Origin of the sequence: Paenibacillus sp. FSL H8-0259 (assembly GCF_037963255.1) — a bacterium.
Classification (GTDB): Bacteria; Bacillota; Bacilli; order Paenibacillales; family Paenibacillaceae; genus Paenibacillus_AQ; species Paenibacillus_AQ phytohabitans.
In genome coordinates this window covers 4,162,049-4,182,514 of sequence record NZ_CP150147.1, presented here as the reverse complement: position 1 = coordinate 4,182,514, position 20,466 = coordinate 4,162,049, and the positions used below count along the sequence as shown (strand labels likewise).

At 48.5% G+C, this 20,466-nt stretch carries 18 protein-coding genes and 1 riboswitch; of the genes, 2 read left to right on the top strand and 16 right to left on the bottom strand.

The window, feature by feature from the left end; genetic code table 11:
- Window positions 1-61 precede the first annotated feature (61 nt).
- Both NSU01_RS17775 and NSU01_RS17770 read right to left on the bottom strand, forming a co-directional pair.
- Window positions 62-979, bottom strand: a complete 918-nt coding sequence (locus NSU01_RS17775; protein WP_076243149.1) for a ribokinase — start codon at window positions 977-979, stop codon at window positions 62-64.
- A 21-nt stretch (window positions 980-1,000) separates the two neighbouring features.
- The gene (locus NSU01_RS17770; RefSeq protein ID WP_076243150.1) at window positions 1,001-2,017 is read right to left on the bottom strand and encodes a LacI family DNA-binding transcriptional regulator; all 1,017 of its coding nucleotides are present in this window, start codon (window positions 2,015-2,017) and stop codon (window positions 1,001-1,003) included.
- Between the two features lie 495 nt (window positions 2,018-2,512).
- Between NSU01_RS17770 and NSU01_RS17765 the strand changes: the two genes are divergently transcribed.
- Entirely contained in the window at window positions 2,513-3,667 is a 1,155-nt protein-coding gene (locus NSU01_RS17765) for a glycosyltransferase family 61 protein (RefSeq protein WP_076243151.1), read from the top strand.
- A 41-nt stretch (window positions 3,668-3,708) separates the two neighbouring features.
- On the opposite strand, the gene NSU01_RS17760 is transcribed toward NSU01_RS17765, so the two are convergent.
- The 8 genes from NSU01_RS17760 to NSU01_RS17725 form a co-directional block, all read right to left on the bottom strand.
- Window positions 3,709-4,518 (bottom strand): AAA family ATPase, encoded by an 810-nt coding sequence (locus NSU01_RS17760; protein WP_076243152.1) that lies wholly within the window; start codon window positions 4,516-4,518, stop codon window positions 3,709-3,711.
- Window positions 4,515-6,065, bottom strand: a complete 1,551-nt coding sequence (locus tag NSU01_RS17755; protein ID WP_144026015.1) for a right-handed parallel beta-helix repeat-containing protein — start codon at window positions 6,063-6,065, stop codon at window positions 4,515-4,517. Before NSU01_RS17755 ends, NSU01_RS17760 begins: the two co-directional genes overlap by 4 nt.
- Window positions 6,066-6,751: 686 nt before the next feature.
- On the bottom strand, window positions 6,752-7,945 hold the full coding sequence (locus tag NSU01_RS17750; RefSeq protein ID WP_042137473.1) for a Ger(x)C family spore germination protein: 1,194 nt from the start codon (window positions 7,943-7,945) through the stop codon (window positions 6,752-6,754).
- Window positions 7,942-9,030 carry a GerAB/ArcD/ProY family transporter gene (locus tag NSU01_RS17745; protein WP_076243154.1) on the bottom strand — a complete coding sequence of 363 codons (1,089 nt, stop codon included), beginning with the start codon at window positions 9,028-9,030 and terminating at the stop codon, window positions 7,942-7,944. The genes NSU01_RS17750 and NSU01_RS17745 overlap by 4 nt, the downstream gene beginning before the upstream one ends.
- 25 nt (window positions 9,031-9,055) lie before the next feature.
- Window positions 9,056-10,807, bottom strand: coding sequence for a spore germination protein (locus NSU01_RS17740; RefSeq protein WP_076243155.1), 1,752 nt, complete (start codon window positions 10,805-10,807; stop codon window positions 9,056-9,058).
- A gap of 154 nt (window positions 10,808-10,961) precedes the next feature.
- Complete coding sequence (locus NSU01_RS17735) at window positions 10,962-11,624, bottom strand: hypothetical protein (RefSeq protein WP_076243156.1); 663 nt, start codon at window positions 11,622-11,624, stop codon at window positions 10,962-10,964.
- 161 nt (window positions 11,625-11,785) lie between these two features.
- Window positions 11,786-12,241 carry an amidase domain-containing protein gene (locus NSU01_RS17730; protein ID WP_076243157.1) on the bottom strand — a complete coding sequence of 152 codons (456 nt, stop codon included), beginning with the start codon at window positions 12,239-12,241 and terminating at the stop codon, window positions 11,786-11,788.
- A gap of 440 nt (window positions 12,242-12,681) precedes the next feature.
- Entirely contained in the window at window positions 12,682-13,545 is an 864-nt protein-coding gene (locus NSU01_RS17725) for an alpha/beta hydrolase (protein WP_076243159.1), read from the bottom strand.
- A gap of 187 nt (window positions 13,546-13,732) precedes the next feature.
- Here NSU01_RS17725 and NSU01_RS17720 point away from each other — a divergent pair, with 187 nt between their 5' ends.
- Window positions 13,733-14,305 (top strand): TetR/AcrR family transcriptional regulator, encoded by a 573-nt coding sequence (locus NSU01_RS17720; protein ID WP_076243160.1) that lies wholly within the window; start codon window positions 13,733-13,735, stop codon window positions 14,303-14,305.
- A gap of 47 nt (window positions 14,306-14,352) precedes the next feature.
- On the opposite strand, the gene NSU01_RS17715 is transcribed toward NSU01_RS17720, so the two are convergent.
- The 6 genes from NSU01_RS17715 to NSU01_RS17690 all read right to left on the bottom strand — a co-directional run bounded on the left by NSU01_RS17715 (window position 14,353) and on the right by NSU01_RS17690 (window position 20,436).
- Complete coding sequence (locus NSU01_RS17715; RefSeq protein WP_052421883.1) at window positions 14,353-14,541, bottom strand: hypothetical protein; 189 nt, start codon at window positions 14,539-14,541, stop codon at window positions 14,353-14,355.
- Between the two features lie 114 nt (window positions 14,542-14,655).
- The gene (locus NSU01_RS17710) at window positions 14,656-15,507 is read right to left on the bottom strand and encodes a chromosome condensation regulator (protein WP_076243161.1); all 852 of its coding nucleotides are present in this window, start codon (window positions 15,505-15,507) and stop codon (window positions 14,656-14,658) included.
- Between the two features lie 93 nt (window positions 15,508-15,600).
- Window positions 15,601-16,953: an MATE family efflux transporter gene (locus NSU01_RS17705; protein WP_076243197.1), complete on the bottom strand. Its 1,353-nt coding sequence runs from the start codon at window positions 16,951-16,953 to the stop codon at window positions 15,601-15,603.
- 242 nt (window positions 16,954-17,195) lie between these two features.
- Entirely contained in the window at window positions 17,196-17,882 is a 687-nt protein-coding gene (locus tag NSU01_RS17700; protein WP_052421882.1) for a MarR family transcriptional regulator, read from the bottom strand.
- Window positions 17,883-17,995: 113 nt separating this feature from the next.
- Window positions 17,996-18,805: an alpha/beta hydrolase gene (locus NSU01_RS17695; RefSeq protein ID WP_042137456.1), complete on the bottom strand. Its 810-nt coding sequence runs from the start codon at window positions 18,803-18,805 to the stop codon at window positions 17,996-17,998.
- A 7-nt stretch (window positions 18,806-18,812) separates the two neighbouring features.
- Window positions 18,813-18,945: riboswitch (cyclic di-AMP (ydaO/yuaA leader) on the bottom strand.
- Between the two features lie 180 nt (window positions 18,946-19,125).
- A complete protein-coding gene (locus NSU01_RS17690) occupies window positions 19,126-20,436 on the bottom strand; it encodes an extracellular solute-binding protein (protein ID WP_076243162.1) in 1,311 nt (436 codons plus the stop codon).
- Window positions 20,437-20,466: the final 30 nt, after the last annotated feature.

The following is a 20,466-nucleotide window of genomic DNA, read 5'->3' as shown; positions in this document are numbered from 1 at the left end:
AAGAAACCTCTTTTTCACGAAGGAAACTAATATTTCTATGGTAAGTTATGAATTTCTACGGCTAGGAACCAGCCTGTTCAAGAAAAGCATTAACCTGCTCTATCACGGGTATAGAGCTTTGAGCTCCAGGAGCGGAGACGGTTATCGCGGCTGCAGCGGAAGCATATTGCAGACTGTCTGCCAGTTCCTTGCCTGCATAGTAGGCTGAAGCGAAGGCTCCGATAAATGTATCCCCTGCAGCTGTAGTGTCCACGGCTTCCACAGGATAGGCGGGAATCTCGATGATATTCCCGTCACCATCCATGTATACAGCCCCTTGGCTGCCCAGTGTAATAATCAATTGCGGAATTCCATCCTCCAATAACAACCGGCCCGCGCTGCACGCCTCCTTGAAGCTTACAATCCGCATCCCGCTCAGTGCCTCCGCTTCGGTTTCGTTCATGATCAGTAAGCGTATTCCTCTGAGCTGGTCACGGTCAAATCCGGTCACCGGAGCCGGGTTCATGCATACGGGGACGCCTGCAGCTACGGCCCTATCAATTATCCTGCGATTCACAGAGCCTGGAATTTCATTCTGCAGGAGGATGACATCGTATGGGGACAGCACCAGCGCTTCCAGATCGTCTCCGCCATAACTATAGTTGGCTCCCGGCGACAGGATAATATTGTTCTCCCCTGAGAAATCAGTGGTAATGAGTGCGATCCCGGTCGTTTCCGGCTTGCGGGCAATGGCTGTGGTATCGATCCCCTCATCTTCAAGCTTCCGGCATATCTCTATGCCAAAAGCGTCGGTGCCTACTCCTCCCGCCATCGCTACCTTGGCCCCGGATCGCGCTGCGGCACAGGCCTGATTGCCTCCTTTCCCTCCTGCATGAAAGCCAGTACCCAGACCATGTAACGTTTCACCGGGAACAGGAAGCCGGTCTACCCGGGTCACAATATCCATATTCATGCTGCCTACGACAAGAATGTTAGCCATACCTCTTCCTCCCGTGCTACTCTACTTTAGCTTTTTAACGGAACCCCGCTTGATCAGCTCCACATCCAGTATCACTTTTTTTAGCTTTGGTGAAGACCCGTTTGTGGGCACCTTGATCTTCTGAATAAGCATTTCCGTCGCGTGCAGCCCCATCTCTCTCATCGGTCTGCCCACAACAGTCACTTGGGGCTGGACAAACTGGGCGAGTTCGTTCTCGTCAAAACCAATTAAAGATATATCTTCACCTATCCGCAGATTCAAGTCCCGGATGGCTTTAATAGCCCCTGTACAGATCACATTATTGGTAGCAAAAATTGCTGTGGGCGGCTGTTCAGCCTGCATAAGCTCTATCGTAAACCTGTATCCGTCTTCCTCAAGCCACCGGCCCTGCTTATGATAATTGGAATCCGGCGTAATACCATTCTCATGCAGAGCCTGATGATAACCCCAATATCTGTCTTTGCCGTCATTGAAGTCATGTGCTCCGTCGATAATTGCGATACGTTCATGGCCATAGTCCACAAAATGTCTGACCGCCTCGTAGGCCCCCCGGAAGTTATCAATCAGAACACCGTCATGCCCGCAATCGTTGATAAACCGGTCCACCAGGATTGTAGGCTTGCGGATGTTGCGGTAGAATGCGGCCTCTTTGTGCGTACCGATAAGAATAATTCCGTCAACATTGCGTCCCAGAAAACCTTCGAAGAACTCTTCCTCCTCCGCCTCATCGTTATATGTAGAGACAACGAGTGTGGAGAATCCCTCTTTCTTAGCCGCTTCCACGGTTCCGCCAATGACGGCGGTATAGAATGGATTCTGAATCTCCGGAACAACGACTGCAATCATATGGGTTTTCTTGTTGACCATAGACGCAGCCATCGTATTCGGAACGAAATTAAGCTCCTCGATCATCTTCAGGATTTTTTTGCGGGTTGCATCACTTACACGATCCCGGCCATTCATTACTCTTGAGACAGTTGCCACCGAGACGCCCGCAAGTCTGGCCACATCTTTGATGGTAAGCTCTTTATCCGCCATAATTTTCCTTTCTGTCATAACGTTTACGCAAGAATTAGACTTCTATATCAACGTTATAATCAGTGAGTTTGGATTTATTTGCAAAAACGTTTTCGCAATTTCTAGGTTTATTTTAGTATAGGAATTCATGAATTACAATAGGAAATACTTAAAATTTAAAAATAAAAACGCTTACAACTGTTATTTATGACATTATTGCGTTATGTATTCGGTTTTTAATTTCTTTATAATGGAAAAAATCTGTTTTATATGTTAGATAACATAACATTTGATATTTTTAGAGCGTTCAATTTTGATGAATGGGTTTGAACGGATTTTGTGAAATATAAAATTCAAGCGTGAGGCATTCAGGGCTGTGAACTTGTAAAAACGTTTACGCAAATATCCCTACACTTTTCTTTGGGAATGTCCGCCTTTTTTTTCTGTCTTCGTGCCCGTTAAGCTAGGCCCGCATAAAATAACTTCATGAGATTAAACGGAATGGCGGGATGATCAGTGGATGAAATCTGCGGAAACGATAAGCCGGGTGGCACAAGCCTGAGAGAGTCCGGGTTCTACCGTGATGTGTGGGAATGGGAGGCTTCCGTTCCCTCTGGAGCCAGGGAAAGAGTTGTACCTTTTGACTTTGGTGGAGCCGCTGAATATAAGGCCCCCAACACACTTGAACCGGAAGTTCACCCGTACCTGCAACCCTATACTCTTCACCCCGGAGTCGGAAATGTGGCATGTATTCCGAGCGGGCGTGTATGGGGACGATCTGGGGCGGTCCTGACATCAGACAACAAACTGATCTATGACCTATCCCCCGAATACGATGGACAACTGCACAGAATGCTGACACTGGAAGAACACCCGGCGTTGCAGCGGCGGGAGGCCTTGGAGCATCAGGAGGTCCCTGGAACGGCTGCTGTATTAACTTTTTGCGGGAGCCATAACTATTTTCACTGGTTATATGATGTGCTGCCGCGGCTGGGGATGCTTAGGACTCTAAATCTCTCGTTTCATACCCTCATTATGAACCCGAATCCTTATGGGGCTTTCGTGGAAGAGACGTTAGCCATGTTTGACGTACCGGAATCGTCCGTAATTCACGCCGCCAATGACCGGGAAATTCAGGCCGAGCGGCTGGTGGTTCCTTCCCTGATGATGAATTCCCATTATCCGCCTTGGACCACTGCTACCCTCCGGAGGTTTATGCTGCCCGGACACGTCACACTCCACCATTCACCAAGCCGTATTTTGATTTCCCGGGGCCAAGCATCTGCCCGCCGGTTCACTAACGAGAACGAAGTCATCCGGCATTTGGAGGCGTACGGATTCGTTCCCGTTTGTCTGGAGGATTGGACCGTGGCCCAGCAGGTTCAGCTCTTTGCTTGTGCCAAAGCGATAGTTTCTCCGCATGGTGCGGGACTGGCCAATCTTGCTTTCTGCATGAAGGGAACCGTTGTTATCGAAATTTTTCATATCCGGCATGTAGTGCCTACTTACTGGATGATCAGCAACCACAACAAACTTGACTACTACATGATGTACGGACAAGATGACGGTACAGCACAGGACCGGTTTCCGGGACTTGCAGACTTCACGGTGAATTTGGACCGGCTGGAGCAAACACTTGTTATGGCCGGACTGAAGATGCAAGGCGCATGAGCAGCCGTTCAGGTGAAGCAGACCGTCATTACATTCCACTCTCATTCAAACAACTGCTTATGCTTATTGAAAAACTGATAAAAGAATTGGACATTGTCCAGCTCAAACCATTCTGCTGTCTGAAGAGGTTTTGCATCGAGGTTGTATATTTTTGCCTGCAGTGTGCCTAGAACATAGGGTGAATGAGTAGCAATGATGAATTGGCTGTCCAAATAACGCGCCAGCTCATTGATTTGCTCGACCATTTTTATCTGATTGGCTGGAGACAGTGATGTTTCCGGCTCGTCCAGTAAGTACAATTGCCCGGGCAGCAGATATTCCTCGAAAAACTGCATGGATGTTTCGCCATTCGAGTATTTCTCTTGTGAGAACTGAATGTCGTCCAGCTTCTTCTTAAACGCATAGGTTGCTTCATATTCTGCTGCCTGTTCTTTGCTCATTCCTTTGTTCATCTGCTCATATAACAGTCCCTCACGCAGGACGGAGGCTTGTTGGATCTTCTTGACCTCATATAGAATATCCTCTGATTTCAGATACCGGCTTCCTTCTGGAAGCCGCCTGATTGTACGCTCTTGCTCATCCTGCCCGAGCTGATAGCTGCTCCTCTCCACAAACCGCTGAGCATAAATACTATGCCCATAGCTGGTCATTCTTTCGGCTCCCGGAATCCCCAGCTTGCCCGAAATTACATTAAGTAACGTGGATTTACCGCTGCCATTATTGCCATAGAGCACTGTGATCCGGTCAAACAACAGCACCTCCCCGGCGATATGTTTAAATACATGGTCAGGGTAGATGTTGGGATTACGCTCGATTTCATCAGACAGCTTAAAGCTCCGCAAATAAATCATGGCTGTGCTCCTTCCTCTGTAGCTCCGCCATCGGCTCCCGGAGACCCCGGCTCCAGCCGGAAGTCATCACGGGCGGCATCTTTGAACTGCGGCTCGGCAAATCGTGAGCCGGAATCGTTGCCTGAGCCGCGCTGGTAAGCGGCGAAGCCGGTGTAGGGTTTCTTTTTCCAGACCCAGAACGCCTCATCCGCTCCAGCCTCAGCGTAATAAAGATTACCATCCACCGTGTTATTCCGGTTGCTCTTGTATTCGTTGCTGATGAAGACGCTGGAATCCCCAGCTACAATAATATTCTTACTAATCGTATTGCCGCTTAAGTTCGCTTGCAGATACAATTGTCCATTGCCGTCGCCCAAGAGGTCATTCTTGTACAGCGTATTGGATACAACCGTACTATCGCTGGTGCCGCCGCGTTCCCCGTCATAACCGCCCATTGCAATGCCGGTCAGGCGATTGCGGTAGATCAGGTTGTCTTGTACCGTGATGCCGCTGGTTAGCCGTCCCTTATGCTCGGAAGCAAGCTCAATCCCAATGTCATTATCGTATACGCGATTCTCCGCGACAAGGATTGACCTGCCCCCGTCGATGTATATTCCGCCCGCTGCATTGCTGCCGTTCGGCACAGAAGCGCCGTATGACGGATTAGTATTGGATGAAATCCCGTAGACTACATTGCCCCGAACCGTTCCGTTCCTTGCCTGGTCTACCGCCATGTCTCCGGCCGTACCTTCATAGCCGATCAGGTCAATCCCGATGTTGTCATTGTCATGAATGATATTGTTCGTAATCGCAAAAGCATCCACATTGCCATTCACAGCCAGCGCTTCACTGGAACCGAGGACCAAATCATACACTTCATTGCCGTCAATGGTCAGGCCAACCAGGGCTGCGTCTGTTTCAGTACCGTACACCGCTATCCCGTGGGCATCTCTGCCGGAAAGCTCGTCCCCCTCAGGAATGGCGGTATTGGCAATAGAATGAATGCGGTTATTCAGTAACGAGATGTTCTTCCCTGAGCCATGAATATAGATGCCTGCAGGCACTTCACCTCTGGTTGACGTCTTATAATTGCGAATTTCCAGTTCCCTTATGGTTACATAGCCCGCCTGACCGATCTCGATAAGTCCTTCCAGCCCGTTAACCGGCAGACCTTCCCCGTCAAGGACTGCTGTCTCATTGGGATAACCGGCGAACACGATAGGTCCCGCCGCCGCTGAGCCTCCTCTTGAGATGCGCAGCTTCTGATGATACACGCCTCCGCGAATATAGACGTAACTACCCGGACCGGCATGATCGGCAGCATACTGGAGTGTCTTCCAGGGTGAATCTATCGTCCCCGGGTTAGTGTTATCTCCAGCTATAGATACGTAGTAGATATTAGCGGCATCCTCCGGATCTGTATTTACAGTTGGCGAAGCTGGTGAGATGGGCGGAATGGAAGAGATTGGTGAGGTTGTATCCGGCAGCGGTGGATACTGGCTGCCGGAACATCCCCAGATCATAAGCAAACAAAGTAAAATGGCGGATCGCCGGAAGTTTCTAAGCATATTCGCCGTCCTCTCAACTACACTTCTATATAATTGCGGAAATTCATTCCATTGATTATCATAATTGATAACCCTAATCAAGACAAACCAAGAGAAGCGTATTCTATATAAAAGGCTATAAAAGGGCTATATAGCAAAAAAACAGATCCGGTTAGGATCTGTGTGCGTACAATTCGAGAGACATCTGCATAGATCGCGTGTAGAGGTAGACATAAAAGTTGTACGTTTTACAACTTTGATTCGTAAACAGCAGGGTATTCGTAAGGATTGTTGTATGAAATACAAGAATAATCCGTCTACGCCGCTTGAAACAGATGAAATGATGCATTTTTTACAACAATATTGGATTTGAGCCGATATGGAGAGGGGAATGTTGTATTATGTGCAGGATTTTATGAAAAGCTACAGAACTTCGTCTTAAGCCCCAGAAAAAAGATGAACCGGGAAATTCCTGCGGCAACTGCAGCCGCCCGGAGCCCGGATGCCGCATTATTCACGGTTGAAGGATTTGGTTGTCTCCCCCTGCTGCCGGATACGAAAGGCGAATCCCGTTTGAGCTTGGATGAAGTCCTTTTGCTGCAACCCGTACACCTGCCTTAACTAATTCCTCATTATACTGTGTCATGGCTTGCCTGAGTTCCGGACTTGGGAGATTCCCGGCCTCCGAATTCTTCGATGTATTTAGGTCAGTCCGTCGCTGTACCGGAAGCACCATACTCTTCGATTTGAAGCTTAACCTCAAGGTGTACCGGAAGACTGGTGAACGTCTGATCCCAATGCTCTTTCACTTTCCTCCATACCTCAGGATGCTGAATTCTCAGGGTTTTACCGAATCCGCCGACGTCGGCATGCAGCTCATGCTGCATTTTATCAATTACGGTCTTTACCAGCTCCTTTACCTCCTTCTCCAGCTCCATGGCATCCCGTCTCATAAAAGCCGCATCCAATCGGTCCCCGTCTGTTGAGAAGGTTTCGGCGTACCGGCCTTTCGATTCGATCTTTACATGGAACGAAATCTGCCCCTCTTCCACAACCGCCTTGATCTTGCTGCTCATCGCTTTCACCTCATAGGTGATCAGCCGGCCGGTGTCATCCTTGTGGGTTTTGAGTACACCGCCTTTACCCTTGCCTGTCAGCCAGACTACACCCTCCAGCTCCTTCTCGCTCAAAAAACCGCTGAGCTTGCCTGACTCACCGTCAATGATTCCGGCTCCGGCAAACTTCATTTCATTCTCCGCAGCAATAACATTCTGCAGCAGAAAGCTCTTCTTGCTGTGCAAAGGTCCAACAATCTTGGTAATGGTTACCGGGTCCCAGATGCGCAGGCTCCGGTCACGGTTGCCGAAGATGCCTTCGAGCACAAAGGCCGGTGTCTGGCCGGGCAGCACATTGTTCAGTACATCCTTGGCTTTCCCCTTGCTGACCAGGACCAGCACGCTCGGGCGGATATCATTATCCCGGCTGAAGAAATCAATCAGCTCCGACAGCTTCGTGGAACGGGCCAGCTTCTCGCCAATAACAATTACCTTTAAGTGGTGCCCGATCGGCTGGCGGTTTGTGCGCAGCGAGAGCTCACGGATGGCCTCAAAGATAGAATCGCCGGTCTCGGTCATATTGTAGAAATTTCTTGAAGCAGCCCCTTCTTTTTTGGAGCCTACAGCGCCTTGCGGCACAATAAATTGATAGGTCGCTGATATCCGTTCGCGTTTAGGATAGTCTCCTCCTTCACCTTCGAACTTCTTTTCAATGGCAGTCTCATCAGCCGCGTCCAGCGCTACCGCTACTTCCATATTCAAATTCTCAATCGGTGCACTGCTCCAGCAGGCCGTTAACAGCATTATTTGAGCAAACGACACAATCAGCAGAATGCAGCGCTTCATGAACCGGCACTCCGGAAATAAGCAATGAGCAGCAGCGGCAGCGGGATCAGACCGAAGAGCACAATCGCCCCATTGCCAAGCCCTGTGCCAAAGGCAAATAAATTATTAATGTTGTGCGGCGCTTCCGTGATGAGATAAGCAACCGGCAGCAGCAGGAATAAACAATGATCCAGTTTGAGGTTGAAGATATGCGAGACTCCCAGTGCAGCGCCGTAAAAAGAGATACAGAATGTACAGAAAATCTGCATAATCCAGATTACCAGCAGCAGCGACTCAAACCGTTCGAACAGAAGATTCACTTCAAAGCTGCGGATCAGGTCAATGAATGGCCAAGTCCGGGTAACCACTCCTTCTACAGAAAATGCCCCGATCGTCAGTATAACCGCCAGCAAATAAAAAACCATTGAGATCAGGGTTCCGATTACGAGAACTCTGCCGGCCCGTTTGGGCTTGTCCATAAAAGCAACAAGAAACAGCAGTGCTTCGCCCGCTGTATAGGTTAGGGCCGTTGGCTTAATTCCTCTCCAGACCGGAGCGAGGCCTTCTCCAAGTACAGGCCGCAGATTGTCCAGATCGAACACCTTCAGGCTGAGCAGGCAGACGCCGAAGAATATGGCACCGGCCATAGGAGCAACGAGTCTGCTTAGCCGTGATAAGGCATTGATTCCCCCTCTGCACAGATAAAGGGCGACCCACAGGAACATGCCGGCTACTGCCCATGGAGGGGTACCTTCCAGGAGGAAAAACATAGTTACCTCCTGCATAGTACGCAGCTCGTAGCCGGACACCGCGAGGAAATACCCGATGATCACCAGCCCGAGCAATACGGCGACCGGTTTACCGGTAATTTGGGTACTGTATTGAAAAAAGGTCTGGCCCGGAAACCTCTGGCTGAGTCTGACGATAATTACACCTGCTGCCATTGAACAGAGCGACCCCAGTATTACTGAAATCCACACATCGGGCGTGCCTGCAGCCTGTACGGTTGTCCGGGGAAGGCTGAATATCCCGGCTACGAGTATGTAATTCACCATAATAATGGTCGCTTGACTCGTTGTAATTTTGTCATGGGCTTTGTTGATCATAGGCTCACCTCCCTTTCACTGTGGCTTATCTTTTACGCAGCTTATCCTTGGGCTCCAATAGTGAAGGACGGCGCTTCATCAACTGGAGCGGTACCCGGATAATAAAGTCGCGAAGATCACTCATCCGGTTAGGGGTGATTATGCTCAGATATGGCACACCGAAGCTCTTCAGCTTAATCAGATGACTGCTCAGCAGGAGGAAGAACAGTACTACACCGTACAGCCCGAAGGTAGCGGCGAAGAACATCGCGAAGAAGCGGAGAAACCGCAGGGTGATCCCTGCACTGTACATCGGCACCGAGAAGGAAGAAATCGCCGTAACGGCAACGACAATGACCAGAATCGGGCTGACAATCCCCGCTTCTACCGCCGCTTGGCCGATGATCAGACCGCCGACGATACCCATGGCCGGGCCAATCGGCTTAGGCAGACGCAGACCCGCCTCACGCAGGATTTCGATCGAAATCTCCATAATGAGCGCTTCGATTAAGGTCGGGAATGGAACTCCCTGGCGTGAGCTCATGATCGAAATCGCCAGCTTGGTCGGAACCAGACCGGGATGGAAGGAGAGGAAGGAAATATAGAGCGCCGGAGCAAACAGTGATACGGAGGCGGCGAAGAAGCGCAGCATCCGCAGCAGGGAGCCGGAGAACCAGCGGTCATAATAATCCTCGGGGGATTGCAGCAGCATCCCGAACGTCACCGGCATGATCAACGCAAACGGCGTGCCGTCAAGCAAAATGGCAGCCCTTCCCTCCAGCAGTGCGGCCATCACCCGGTCCGGCCGTTCCGTATTCTGAATCTGCTGGAAAGGGCTGAGATAATTGTCCTCTACCAGCTGTTCGATATAACCGGATTCCTGCACATCATCGATATTAATCGTATGAATTCTCCGGGTGACTTCTGCAATCAGTTCATCATTAGCTATCCCTTTAATGTAGGTTAGTATCAGCTCTTTCTCGACTCTTTCTCCGACCGTAAAAGAAATCATCGCAAGATCGGTGTTCTGTCCGTGCCTGCGCAGCATGGCCGTATTGTCGCTCAGCGCTTCCGTGAAGCCGATTCGCGGGCCGCGCAGCAGCGCTTCCGAGATCGGTTCCTCTACACTTCTTGTATTCCCTTTAGACGTCCCCAGGATGAAGACCTCGCTCATTCCTTCGATCAGCAGCACCGCAGAGCCGAATAACACCTTTTTGAGCGACATGTCCAGCTGATTGGTGAATTCAACTTCCGAGACCAGCACCACCTGATGAACAATGATTTCTTTCAGGCTCGCCGGATCAGGCGGAGTGTCCAGCCCTTCAAATGGACGTGCTGCATTCATCAGCGGCCTTAGGATATTGCGGTCCATTCCATCCTTGTCGGTGAGGCCGTCCAGAAAGAACAGCGCTGCCTTCAATTTCAGGGTCCCTACACGTAGCTCCCGTACATTAACATCCGACATATCCGCACTGATCTCCCTAAAGGTCTGTAGATCCTGCTGAAATTGTCCGGTATAGGTTAACGTTGGCTGCTGATTATTCTGCGAAGTAGTTGAAGGAACAATCTTATTATTTTTCACAGCTTCACTGGTTTGCTCTGCTTCACCGGTATCCTCGGAGCTTGGCACGCCTCCGCCCTTCTGCCCTTCAGCCCGTCTTCCCCGGGTACTTGCCTTGCCTTCCTTAGCGCGAAGCCACAGCATGCATCTTGTCAAAATGACCGGAACAATAAAAATAATAAGTGCCTGCATGCACACACTCCAGCCGGGAATGTAACCAGTAATGCTCTTCCACAACACAAACACCCCCTCTGATCGTAACCCTTATTTTGGCCGAAGCTGGATAATTCATGCACACCTGCTAATTAAGACGAATTCAACCGTTTTTCTGAATCTATTTCACATCAAAAAAGCGAGTCACGGAGGACTCGCTTGTCAGGAATGGTGCTTATTATTTGCTGGTAAACACGCTGTAGACCGTTTCCTTATCATTCTGCACATAAACCACGTTGATTGTACTCACTTTCCAGTCCTGAAACGTTAAATAAACATATTCTGAGCCGGAAATTGTGATTATGAGGCCTGAGGATTTTTGATACAGTTCATCACTGGGATCGAGATAGCTGTATTCAAATCTTTTTTTAAGATACTCTGCGTATTCCTTCCCGGTTAATTCACTCATAAACTTATCTTCCAAGGAATAACGGTAGGCAGCAACATATCCGGGTCCTTTACTAAAGTTAAAAATAAGCTGCTTCCCGTCTTGCGTAGCAAAAGCACTCCGTAGTACGTTCGAGTATCTTTCTGATGTGAATGAGGCGGTATCGAAGGATCTGAGAAGAGACTTACCCTTCATATCATAAACATACACTCCGCCCGTGGTTTCAAATATTAACTTATCTCTATCTGCATAAATAAGGTGCGGAGGCTCAGAGCCAATAAAGAAATCATCAATTTTCTGTAAGTCAATCTCTGGAATAATAACTTCATTTTGATTTGCGGCAGCCTGGGTTGAAGCGGCTTTATCCCGATCATAATAATGCAAGAAAAGCATTATAACCACAACGCAAGCAACAACAGTAATACAGGAGAGTAATCCTGTTTTTCTATTCATTTGGCCTCCAGGCTAAACATGCTTATATAACAATTAGTGAACTTATTGTACAGCAGTTAGATGGATTAGTCTGTAAGCCAGTACGTCTGCTCCATCAATTGGGTATACGTTAGTAAGAATTTCATTTGTGTTATACGAATAATCACCTGTTCTGGATGTGATTAATGGATATTGAGTGTTATAGCTAGGAGCATAGGAACCAGTAACGATGGTAGAATGACCAAACCCTGGGTATCCGTAAACAGAATACTTAATCTGAATAATATCCCCATTCTCCCAGTTAACATATTGAGGCGGGCAGGCGTAGACCAACGGTTTGGATTCGGATCGTGAAATTCATTCACACCTGCCCATGACGGGGTACGTGCGGATAATGAATCATAATACCAGCTAGTGCGGTTTTCTTTGGCTCCTCCTGCTAACAAACTATGGGAAATAAAATTTGTACAATCATTTGCAATGGCGCTGAAATCATAATAAGGTGCGTAGCTTGAATTTCCTGAGCTTGGATCCGTTTTGCTGCTGTTAACAATTGCATATGTAACAATATTGCTTCTGGCAGTACTGCTTACACTTGCAAGACTGGCGGAATTAGGGGTTGCAGCATTAGGATTCATTGCATCCGTCTTGTAGAGCGAAACTTCAGAATCCAGCTTATCAAAAAAATTATTTTCATTGCTTAATTTAGTTTCTAAGATTTCATTTGGTTTTTTACTGTAATCAAGCTGGTATTATAAGTTATGACTACGTTATTATCTAATACCTGATAGTCATAGACACTTACCTCCAACGAAAAGCTGGATACATCAATATCGAAACGAACATTTCTGTTTTTGATAATATCATGCTTCAAATCGACATATTGGAGCACATTTTCGTCCTTAATATATTTGGACACATTCATGTCTTGCTTCATATCAATGAAATAATAATATTCCTTCAGAAATTCCTTACCAATCTCCTCGTATTTATCCATAGTTTTGGAGGAAGACAGCTCCAAAGCGTAGGCACTCGGATTAATTTCCACGCTAAAAACAAGAAATAGTATGGCGATATGCTATTTTAACTCTTTTTTAAGAAAACTGCGGATGAGGCTCACACTGAGTTCCAGATCTTCTTCGAGCGGGAAATGCCCCGTATCTAACAAATGAACCTCCACATCTTTTAAATCCTTTTGAAAGGCTAAGGCTCCCTCCGGTCCAAAGAAAAAGTCGTTTTTACCCCACGCAGCGAGTAAAGGCGGCTGAGAGCTCCGGAAGTATTCCTGCCAGACCGGATATTGTTTCAAATTATTCTGATAATCGTAAGAGAGAGCCAGTTGAATGTCTTGATTCCCCGGACGATCCAGGGCAATTTGGTCCATATTCCAGTTATCAGGGCTTATGGCCTCAGGATTACGGGTTCCATTCACATACTGAAACTTCGTCAGTTCCGGTGTCAACAGATTGAGCATACCTTCAAGACTGGCCGGATTCCCTGGATCATTCCAAAAGGCACGCATCGGTGCCCAGGACTCTCCGATTCCTTCTTCATAAGCATTTCCGTTCTGTGAAATAATGGCTTGAACGCGTTCCGGATGCATACGGGCCAAACGGAAGCCTACCGGAGCACCGTAATCATGAACATACAGGATATATTGGTTCAGGTTCAATTGTTCAACGAATGCATTGATCAGCACGGCAAGATTGTCGAAGGTATACGTGAATTCTGAAGTTGACGGCTGATCGCTGTTCCCGAAACCGGGATAGTCCGGAGCTACGATATGGTAATCGCCTTCGAGTTCACGAATAAGGTTTCTGTACATATGCGATGAAGAAGGAAATCCATGCAGCAGAAGAAGTGTTGGCTTCTCCCTGCTCCCTGCCTCGCGGTAAAAAATATTCAAACCTTCAACTTGTGCATAGCTGTATTGTATAGTCATTGAACCAACCTCCCCATTGTTACCGGTAACCAGCTTACCTGTTCCGATACTCAATAGTATACATACAGGTCTGTATAGTTTCAAGTTATTTTTTTTAGATTTATCATTTGCGTAGTAACCGTGAGCCATTTATAATAGATAGACTGATCTGTATACTTTTGAAATACTGTGAACCGGAGGGAATCCTGTGGCTAATAAAAGTAAAAAAGAACATATCCTAACTGTCGCCTCCGACTTATTTAATAAACAGGGAATCCGGGCTACCGGTGTAGACCAGGTTGTCTCTGAATCGAACATAGCCAAAATGACGCTCTACAATCATTTCCGTTCCAAGGATGAGCTTGTCCTTTCTTATCTCATGAAGTACGATGACGAGTGGAGAAAACGGTTCGAAGACTCAGTCAACAAGAGCGCAAAAACGCCCAGAGACAAATTATTGGCTGTATTCGATATGCTCGGAGAATGGTTCGGGGAGCCGGAATTTAATGGCTGCGTGTACATTAAGACGGCAGCGGAATTCATGGATCACTCCCATCCTTACTATGAAGCAGCCCGTAATTACAAAGCTTTTATGAAAAAATACATCGATTCTGTTCTTAATGAATGTCCGTCTGTGAATCGCGAAGCCTTATCCAGCGGTCTGTCTCTGTTAGTGGAAGGCGCGATTACTGCAGCCATGCTGCAGACCGATCCCAAGCCTGCGGAGCATGCCCGGGAAACCGCCAGGGTGATCATTGATTATTATCTGCAAAGCAAATAATGAGTAAGCCGGTCCCGAAAGGGACCGGCTTCATTTAACTTTTTAAGTTAATCCCGTTTGTTCTCTACAGATTTCATACGGTTCTGATCGTCAGGCACACGGTCAACACTAAATTCCTGGCCGGCTTCTGCCTCGCCATGGGCGCTGACACTCCGGGCAAAATTGGTGAACTGCTTTTTGTGCTCATCTTGCTCGTGCTTTAGACGAAGAAGCTCCTTCGGATCCTGATTTGTCATTGTCTTAACCTCCCGGGAAATTCAAAATGCCGCGATTTACGATCATCTTTTATCAACTTTTCCATTGATTACAATGCCCTTATTCGTATGATTTATTCGTATTTCATCCTGCTCTCAATAGTCCTCCAGCTGTCCGAAAGGCCAACTGCTCACCTCGCATTGACCATATGTATCATCACCCGCAGCTATCACCGTGCCATCTGACTTAAGGCCAACGCTATGAGCGCAGCCTGCCGCAACCGCCACGATATCGCGCCAGTCACTTATATTGCATTCGCCGTGTTTATTCCAGCCTTGAGCTTCCACTGTACCGTCTGCTTTAAGACCGATGGTGTGATGACTGCCAGCCGCTATCGCAACGATATCATGCCAGCCGCTTACCTCGCATTGACCTTCATGATTCCGGCCTGCCGCCACCACCGTGCCATCTGCTCTAAGGCCGGCGGTATGAAGATAACCTGCCCCTATCGCCACGATATCGCGCCAGCTGCTAACATTGGATTGGCCATACCGGTTATTCCCCGTAATTGTCACCTTGCCGTCCCGTTTCAGTCCGGCGGTATGCCAGTCGCCAGCTGCAACCGCTATAATATCACGCCAGCTGTGTACATCGCATTGACCTTCATTATTCCGGCCAACGGCCACTACCGTGCCATCCGATTGAATGCCAACCGAACGGCGCCAACCCGCAGCAACCGCCACGATACCGTGCCAGCCGCTTACCTCACATTGATTATGCTTATTCCAGCCCACAGCGGCCACCGTACCGTCCGGTCTGAGTCCGAGGGTATGTGAATTCCCTGTATGGGCATTAGCTGCAGCGATTGCCACCATATCCTGCCAGCCGCTTACGTCACATTGACCATATTTATTGTCGCCCACAGCCATTACCGCCCCATCCGGCCTAAGCAGGACAGTATGACGGTAACCAGCTGCTATGGAAGGCACTTTTTCCACCACATTCATGAATCTCGCTCCTTCATTGAAGACTTCGGTATTATTGCGGCTCCCTCTAGAGTATCTATCCTTGGCTGTCTTATCAAGCGCGGAATCCAGATCCTACTGTGCTAAACTCACCAAGTCCGGCTGTAATTTGTTCCGCAGAACATACAGCATGATGGCCCCGACCAGGAACGCCACGACATCGGAAATGACCAGCGACCAGACCACCCCATGGAATCCGTTCAAGCGGTTGGCAATGTAGAGCACAGGAATCAGAGTAATTCCTTGAATAACTGACATAATGAAGGCGGCGGTTCCTTGTGCTGTTGCCTGGAAGATCCCCGTAAATAGCGTCGTCATTCCTGTAATGAACAGGGATAAGAATGTCACATGCAGGATGTAGCTGCCCATTTCAATCAATTGCGGGTCATTCGTGAACAGCCCGATTAAGTGGTCAGAGATCAGGTAGACAATAACGCCGAACACGACAGCTAGCGCCAGTATGGTTTTAATCGTAAATTGAATAGTATGCTTCATGCGCAACCGGTTGGCTGTAAAAGAGAAGGCAATAAGCGGCACGACGCCCTCGCTTAAGCCCATCAGGATTAACTCGGGAAATTGCAGCAATCGTGAGGAAATTCCGAAGCCCGCAATAGCCTGCTCCCCATACTCAACCAGAAAACGGTTAAAGATAAGCGACATGGCACCCATGAAGAGACTCATTACAAAGACGGGAACTCCGATTTTGAATACATTTCTTAGAATGACCTTAGTGGCCTTGAATTGTTTCAGTGAGACTGTTAAGAATCGACTCTTAAATCCTATATGATAGGCGTAATAAGCACTCGCAACCATGTTAGAAATGACCGTGGCAGACGCAACACCGATTACATCCCAGTGGAAGACGAAGATGACCAGCGCATCGAGAATTATATTCACGGCCACACTAAGCAGCATACCAATCATAGATGTTATCGCGGCTCCCTCCGAGCGGACAATACTCTCCAGTGTGAAGAACAATACGACGAAGGGTGAGCCAATAAGCATAATGGTGACGTAGTCCTTGGTAAATCCGAAGGAGTCAGGCGTTGCCCCCAGGCCATGTACGATAGAATCAATGAGCGGCAGGCCGACGGCCATCGCGATAAGACCGAGAACCAGGCTGCTGTAAAAGGCGAATGCAGATACATGCTTAACATCAGCCGTATTTTTCTCTCCCAGCAAACGGGAAATGAAGGCGCTGCTGCCGACACCAATCAGGTTACCCAGCGCCATAATGACCGCGAATAACGGTAAGGTTAAGGCAAGTGCGGTTAACATGGCAGTATTATTAAGGGTGCCTATGAAAAAGGCATTTAAAATGGAATAGATGACACTCATTGACGTTCCAAGCATCATTGGTATTGCGAAGTGCGCTACGGCTTTTGCAACCGGTGCCTTCTCAAAGTAATGAAGGTTTTCTGTATCCATGCGGTTCACCACTTTCTTCCTGTATGTTAGTCTCTATATTAGTTAGAATTCTAACTATAAATTGATTGCGAACTTTGCGCCGCACCAAACAAACCCGTAACAAATGACAATACGGGTCTCGTGAGCGGGTGTTGACTAATCGTCAGTTTCAGACTGTATTTGGTAAAATCTTTATTGCGCTGCCTTTGCCTTCAGTTCTTCGGGAAAGACAGCGCCGCTGCTGCTAATAGGAAATGCTTTACTTACTTGTCATCCGAATCACTGGAGTTGTCCTTCGAGCCGTCTCTACCATCTCTGGAAGGCCAGCCGAAGCCGTTCATGCCGCCGCCTTGACCTTCCCGGCCAAATCCGGGGAATCTTCCGCTAAAGCGTCCGTCATCCATATTTCCCCACATTCTGCTCATTTGTCCGCGCATGGCCATCAGCTTGTCGAATTCCTCTGATCCTATGCGCTCCTTAGCGGCCTCCATCCACATAGCCATTACATCACGGTCTGCATCTGTTCCTAGTTCTTCTTCTAAGGCTGTAATGACGCGGACCAGGTATTCACCGAAGGCTGCCTGTTCTTCTGGAGACAGGACTGAAAATATGCTGCCGCCCTCAACCTCCTGGCCCTCTTCCTCCCGCCCTTTCGGCGTCAGATAAATCAGCATGATGCGTTTATCTGTCTCGGAAGGCTGACGGGTAATATATTCGGCCTTCTCCAGTTTGGCCAGCAATTCATTGAGCGAGGATACACGAATGTCCAGCATATAGGATAAATCCTTGGTGCTGATTCCGTCCTTCATCCGGAGAAACGCCATGATCCTGCCTTGTCCCCGTGACGTATCTGCCATAGGGCCAACAGCGGCGTGGTTCTTCAGATGCTGTCTCTGCAGCAGCCATTGCAGCTTGGCGAGCTTGTCGTACAATTCAGCATTCATATTCATTATGAATCCTCCCAGGGATATATTTACGGTACCTGTCAATCAATGTAACGGTACCTGTTGAATTTATTATAACGGTACCTGTTATACTTGTCAAAAATTTTCTACAGGTGCCGTTAATAAATTTTCCGCTGGAAGCATTGCTGGTCTTTCAGGTAATCAAGCAGTAGCCGGTTGAAGTGCTGCGGCTGACATAAATGGCTGGGATACATGGCATCTTCCAGTATTGCCAGCGTGGCGAGCGGATATTTGGCCGCTGTTTGTCTCACCTGCTCCAGAACCCGCTCATTCTGATTGCCTGATACACAAAGAACGGGAACCTGCAGCCTTAGTGCAAACCCGTAGCTGTCCGTATGTCTTAGTGCCAGACGCTGTTTAATCAATTCTGTTGTCCGTTCATGGACAAGCTCTCTTCTCAGAATATGATACGCAGACAGCCATTTGTTATATGTAATGCGCAAAGAACGGATGAACATTTCAGCCGGAAGATAATGGGCGGCCCATGCGCAGATTTGAAAGAGCTCCAGCACTTTGCTGCCTTTGGACGTACAATCTCCTAGGATGTAATTGTCCACCAACACCAGATTAATTACCCGTTCAGGATTCAGATAGGCGAATTTCTGGGCAAGCACAGCACCGCTGGAACAAGCTACGATGACGGCCCGTTCTACGGACAGTCCATCCAATAATCCCTTCAGATCTTCACACTGCGTGTCTACAATCCGGCTGATCTCCACATCCATTTTACCGGATTGCCCATTCCCTCTTAGGTCAAACAAGATCACTTTCGCCCGCTTGCTGAAATACTCCGCCTGAGGCTCGAACAGATGATGTGAAGTCGAATAATCATGAATAAAAACAATGGGCAGACCACTGCCCGACACCTCGTAATAGAGGGTAGTTCCATTGACGTCAATATACGGCATTACCTGTGCATCCTCTCATGTCGCTTACGGAGTTAGCTGCCGGATTCGGGCTTGAAGAGTAGCCCTACTCGATTCCTCGAGATTCACCCCAGAAAACTTGGTTTCCCCGCTTCCATTACGGAACTCAGCGATTACATATATTTTTGCGGATATAGATTAACAGAAACTTCAGTATAGCCCATATTCGTCTATGAATGAATAGCTTAGGTGAATTTGCCCAACACGCGCAGAAACCAGCCGCAGTGAACCCAAAAAACAGAGCAGCGATTCTCCCGTTACTGGAGACTCACTGCTCTGCTTGCTTTAAACATCATCTATAATCAGCGGTTCAGGATGTCATCCACCTCTTTGGCGAGCGTGTCCAGGCTGTCCTGAATTGGCAGGTTCTCCAGCCAGATATCGTTGATGCGTGTGCCCATCAGATCTTCAATCTCATGGTACGTACCGGTCATCGGACGCATTTTGCTGAATTCCAGCTCATCGGAAGCGACCTTGTAGCCTGGGAAGGCGGCAATGGTCTCTTTCATCAGGTCTGTGTCCAGGGAGGTTAGACGGGTCGGAAGATATCCCGTATTGGCAGAAGCATACGCCGCCTGTTCGGTATCCGACAGCCATTTCATGAATTCAAAAGCGGCTGCTTTCTCATTATCCGTTCCCGTATTCGCCAGATACGTATTCGATCCGCCGACCGGAACGCCCCGTTTGCCGTCTTCTCCGGCAGGAATCATGGATACGCCGAGATCAATTCCACTCTCCGCGGCCATGCCGGCAAACGTTTTGTAGCCGCCGACACTGGAGAAGATCAGCGCTGTGCCCGGATTGGCAATGGAGGCATAGTAGGCATCCTTGTCCGTGACCCCGAGTACTTTGATTAGTCCCTTGGATTCCAGATCCTCAATGAAGGAGATCAGCTTCACTGCGCCTTCACTGTTGATATTGGATTTCGTCTCATCCTCATTGACCACATTAGTATCCGAGTACGAATGCAACAGCGCCTCCATCACCCAGAAGTCATAGTTGAACAGGTACATCGGCGGCTGGCCGGTAGCATCATAAGCGGTTTGCAGATAGGCCTCCAGTTCGGCAAAGGTCGCCGGTCCGTTCGGATCCAGCCCTTCTTTAGCGGCGAGCGTCTTGTTTACATACATCACGGGAACACTCCGCATATGCGGAAAGGCATACAGATCCTCGCCCAGATACAGGTTGCCGAGGTCGCCGATTTTGAAATCTGAGGTGTCGAACTTGTCCGTTTCCATGAACGGTTCCAGATTGGCAATAATGTCACTGTCGGCAAAGCCCTTAGTCATCGCCACTTCATCAATAAAAACATTCGGCAGCGTACCCGCTATGGCTGCAGCGTTGATCTTCTGCTGCATTTCCCAGTAATCGCCTTGATATTCAGCATTCACATGGATATTCAGCTCGGCTCCCTTGGTCTCGTTGAACTGGTCCACCAGATTCTGATTTACATCCTCCACGGCGGAGGTCCAGAAGTTCAGCTCGGTAACGGAATCCCCTTTCTCATAGGCCGCTACACTGGATTCGGCTTCGGTGGTGGCACAGCCTGCAAGAACGGCGGTCAGTGCAACAGTGGCGAGCAGCGGAGCTACTCTTTTTCCCCATACCTTCATTATTCGTTTCTCCTCCATGAACTGCTGTAT